Raw genomic sequence first — 3,365 nt, 5'->3', positions numbered from 1 at the left:
CTGGCGCCCTGGTCGATCATCATCGTCGACACCTGGATGTGGACACCCTACGTGATGCTGATCTGCCTCGCGGGCCTGCGCTCCATCCCCGAATACATCTACGAGGCGGCCGAGGTCGACCGCGCCTCCAACTGGCGGCAATTCTGGTCGATCACGCTGCCGATGGCGCTGCCCTTCATCATGCTGGCTGTGCTGTTTCGCGGCATCGAGAACTTCAAGATGTTCGACATGGTCAATCTGTTGACCGGCGGCGGGCCGGGCTCGACCACCGAGGTCGCCTCGATCACGCTGAAAAGGCAGGCTTTCGAGAGCTGGCGCACCGGCTATTCCTCGGCCTTCGCAATCATTCTTTTCGTGGCGGTGTTCGGCCTCGCCAACATCTACGTCAAGGCGCTGAACAAGGTGAAGCAGAGATGAGCCTGACCACAGCCCATTCGGTCGTCGCACCGAGCAGCAACTCGAAACGGATCGCCGGCACGATCATCGTGCTTTACGCACTGATCTCGATCGTGCCGCTGCTGTGGATCTTCGCCACCAGCTTCAAGACGCCGCCGGATTCGATCGCCTATCCGCCCAAGATCCTGTTCCAGCCCAGCCTCGAAGGCTACTGCAATCTGTTCACGACGCGGACCCGTCAGACGCCGGAATACATCAACTCGCTGGGGCCGGCGACAGGCTTCTGCGACGAGACCACGCGCAAGCGCAACATGGTGATCGCCGGCCCGTCCAACTTCCTGCCGCGCTTCGTCAATTCGCTGATCATCGCCTTCGGCTCGACCTTCTGCGCCGTGTTCCTCGGCACGCTGTCGGCCTATGGCTTCTCGCGCTTCAAGGTGCCGCTCGCCGACGACCTTTTGTTCTTCATCCTGTCGACGCGCTTCATGCCGCCGATCGCCGTCGCCATTCCGATCTACCTGATGTACCGCGAGCTTGGCCTGTCGGACACCGCGCTCGGCATGATCCTGCTCTACACGGCCGTCAACGTGTCGCTGGCGGTGTGGCTGCTGAAAGGCTTCATCGACGAAATCCCGCGCGAGTACGAAGAGGCGGCGATGATCGACGGCTATACGCGGCTGCAGGCCTTCTGGCGCACCGTGCTGCCGCAAGCGACGACCGGCATTGCAGCGACCGCGATCTTCTGCCTGATCTTCGCCTGGAACGAGTACGCGTTCGCGGCACTCCTGACCTCGGGCACCGCGCAGACCGCGCCGCCCTTCATCCCGACCATCATCGGCGAAGGCGGCCAGGACTGGCCGGCGGTCGCGGCCGGCACGACGATCTTCCTGGTGCCGATCCTGGTCTTCACCATTCTGCTCCGCAAGCAATTGCTGCGCGGCATCACCTTCGGCGCGGTGCGTAAATGAGCATGACCAAGCCTGAGAAACGCAAATCGCGCTGGCCGGCCTGGGCCAGGCGCGGGCTGATGGAGAACATCGCCACGGCACTGATCGCCATCGGCTTCCTGATGCTGTTCCAGCCCTTCGCGCTGTCGCTCTACACCTACTCCTTCATCACCATGCTCGCCGGCACCGTGATGTTCATCATCGTCTCCAAGTTCCCGGAATAATCATGGCCGAAATCCGCGTCCAGCACCTGAGAAAGGCCTTCGGCGATTTCGTCGCCGTGCAGGATTCTAACTTCGTCGTCGAGGATGGCGAGTTCTTCGTCATGCTCGGGCCGTCGGGCTGCGGCAAGACGACGACGTTGCGCATGATCGCGGGGCTCGAATTGCCGACCGGCGGCCAGATCCTGCTCGGCGGCGACGACGTCACCATGCTGCGGGCCCGCGAGCGCGACATCGCTTTCGTCTTCCAGCTGTTCGCGCTCTATCCGCACATGAATGTGCGCAAGAACATCGGCTTCCCCTTGCTGGCGCAAGGCATGCCATCGCCCGAGATCCGCACCCGTGTCGAGGAAACGGCAAAACTGCTGCGCATCGATCATCTGCTCAACAAATCCGTCTCCGGACTTGCCGGTGGTGACCGCCAGCGGGTCGCGCTCGGCCGCGCCATCGTGCGGCGGCCGAAGTGCTTCCTGATGGATGAGCCGCTCGGCACGCTCGACACCGAATTCCGCGATTTGATGGTCCATGAACTGCGCGAACTGCACAACCGCATCCGTGCCACGACGGTCTATGTCACGCACGACCAGATGGAAGCGATGTCGATGGCCGACAAGATCGCGGTGATGAACCATGGCGTCATCGAACAGTTCGGAAGCCCACGCGAAATCTACGACCGCCCGGCAACCATGTTCGTCGCCGACTTCATCGGCTCCCCGCCGATGAATTTTCTGGGTTTTGGCGGCGGGCTGGCCAAAGGCGCCAGGGAGATCATCGTGCAAGGTGCGAAGGTCGCGGTGCCGGAGGTACGAGAGGACATCGCACCCAGCGACATGGCCCTTGGCATCCGCCCGGAGCACATACGCTTCGACGACGCCTCCAAGCTGCGCGGCGCCATCTATGGCACCGAATATCTCGGCACCACGCAGATCGTCGCGGTCGAAACGGCGGACGGTATCATCAAGGCACGCGTGCCGGCCGAAATCCGGCTCTCCACCGGCGACCATGTCGGCCTGACGCTGAGCAGCGCGCGCCTGTCGCTGTTCGAGAAGGGATCGGGCCGCGCGGTGAGAACCGCGATCCACGATGTCGCCTCGGAGCGGAGGGCCCAGCATGGCTGAGGTGCACATCAAGAACGTGACCAAGAGTTTCGGCGACCATGTCGCCGTCGACGGCCTCGACCTGCACATAGCAGATGGTGAATTCGTCGTGCTGCTCGGGCCGACCGGGGCCGGCAAGACAACGACGCTGCGGCTGATCGCCGGGCTGGAACGGCCGGATTCCGGCACGATCGAGATCGGCGGACACAATGCCACGACACTGTCGCCGGCTGAGCGCGACACGGCCTTCGTCTTCCAGCAATATTCGCTCTATCCGCATCTGTCGGTATTCGACAACCTCGCCTTCCCGCTGCGCTCGCCGGCGCGGAAAATGCCGGAGGACCAGATCCGCCGCCGGGTCGAGGAGGTGGCGAAGATGGTGCGCATCCATCACAAGCTCGCCAACCGCTCGACCAAACTTTCGGGCGGCGAAATGCAGCGCGTCGCCATCGGCCGCGCGCTGGTGCGCAAGCCCTCGATCTATCTGATGGACGAGCCGCTATCATCGCTCGACGCCAAGCTGCGCGGCGATCTCAGGCTCGAGCTGAAGCGCATCCAGACCGAGCTCGGCGCCACTATGCTCTACGTCACCCACGACCAGATCGAGGCGATGACGATGGCAGACCGCATCGGCATCCTCACCGAGGGCGTGCTGGTGCAGATCGGCTCGCCGCGCACCATCTATTCAGAGCCGGCAAACCTGC

At 63.2% G+C, this 3,365-nt stretch carries 5 protein-coding genes; all 5 read left to right on the top strand.

What is annotated here, in order from left to right; all coding sequences use genetic code 11:
• On the top strand, positions 1–417 hold a 417-nt coding region (locus EN906_RS27765; RefSeq protein WP_164777404.1), incomplete at its 5' end, for a sugar ABC transporter permease.
• The gene (locus EN906_RS27760; RefSeq protein ID WP_013528079.1) at positions 414–1,364 is read left to right on the top strand and encodes a carbohydrate ABC transporter permease; all 951 of its coding nucleotides are present in this window, start codon (positions 414–416) and stop codon (positions 1,362–1,364) included. The genes EN906_RS27765 and EN906_RS27760, both read left to right, overlap by 4 nt.
• Entirely contained in the window at positions 1,361–1,567 is a 207-nt protein-coding gene (locus EN906_RS27755; RefSeq protein ID WP_127269191.1) for a hypothetical protein, read from the top strand. The genes EN906_RS27760 and EN906_RS27755 overlap by 4 nt, the downstream gene beginning before the upstream one ends.
• Positions 1,568–1,569: 2 nt before the next feature.
• Positions 1,570–2,682 carry an ABC transporter ATP-binding protein gene (locus EN906_RS27750; RefSeq protein ID WP_127269192.1) on the top strand — a complete coding sequence of 371 codons (1,113 nt, stop codon included), beginning with the start codon at positions 1,570–1,572 and terminating at the stop codon, positions 2,680–2,682.
• On the top strand, positions 2,675–3,365 hold a 691-nt coding region (locus tag EN906_RS27745), incomplete at its 3' end, for an ABC transporter ATP-binding protein (RefSeq protein ID WP_164777403.1). The genes EN906_RS27750 and EN906_RS27745, both read left to right, overlap by 8 nt.

The sequence above is a fragment of the Mesorhizobium sp. M7A.F.Ca.CA.004.06.1.1 genome, from assembly GCF_003999135.1.
In the GTDB taxonomy this organism is placed as follows: Bacteria; Pseudomonadota; Alphaproteobacteria; order Rhizobiales; family Rhizobiaceae; genus Mesorhizobium.
The sequence above is the reverse complement of the archived record's forward strand: the minus strand, read 5'-3'. Positions and strand labels throughout refer to the sequence as shown.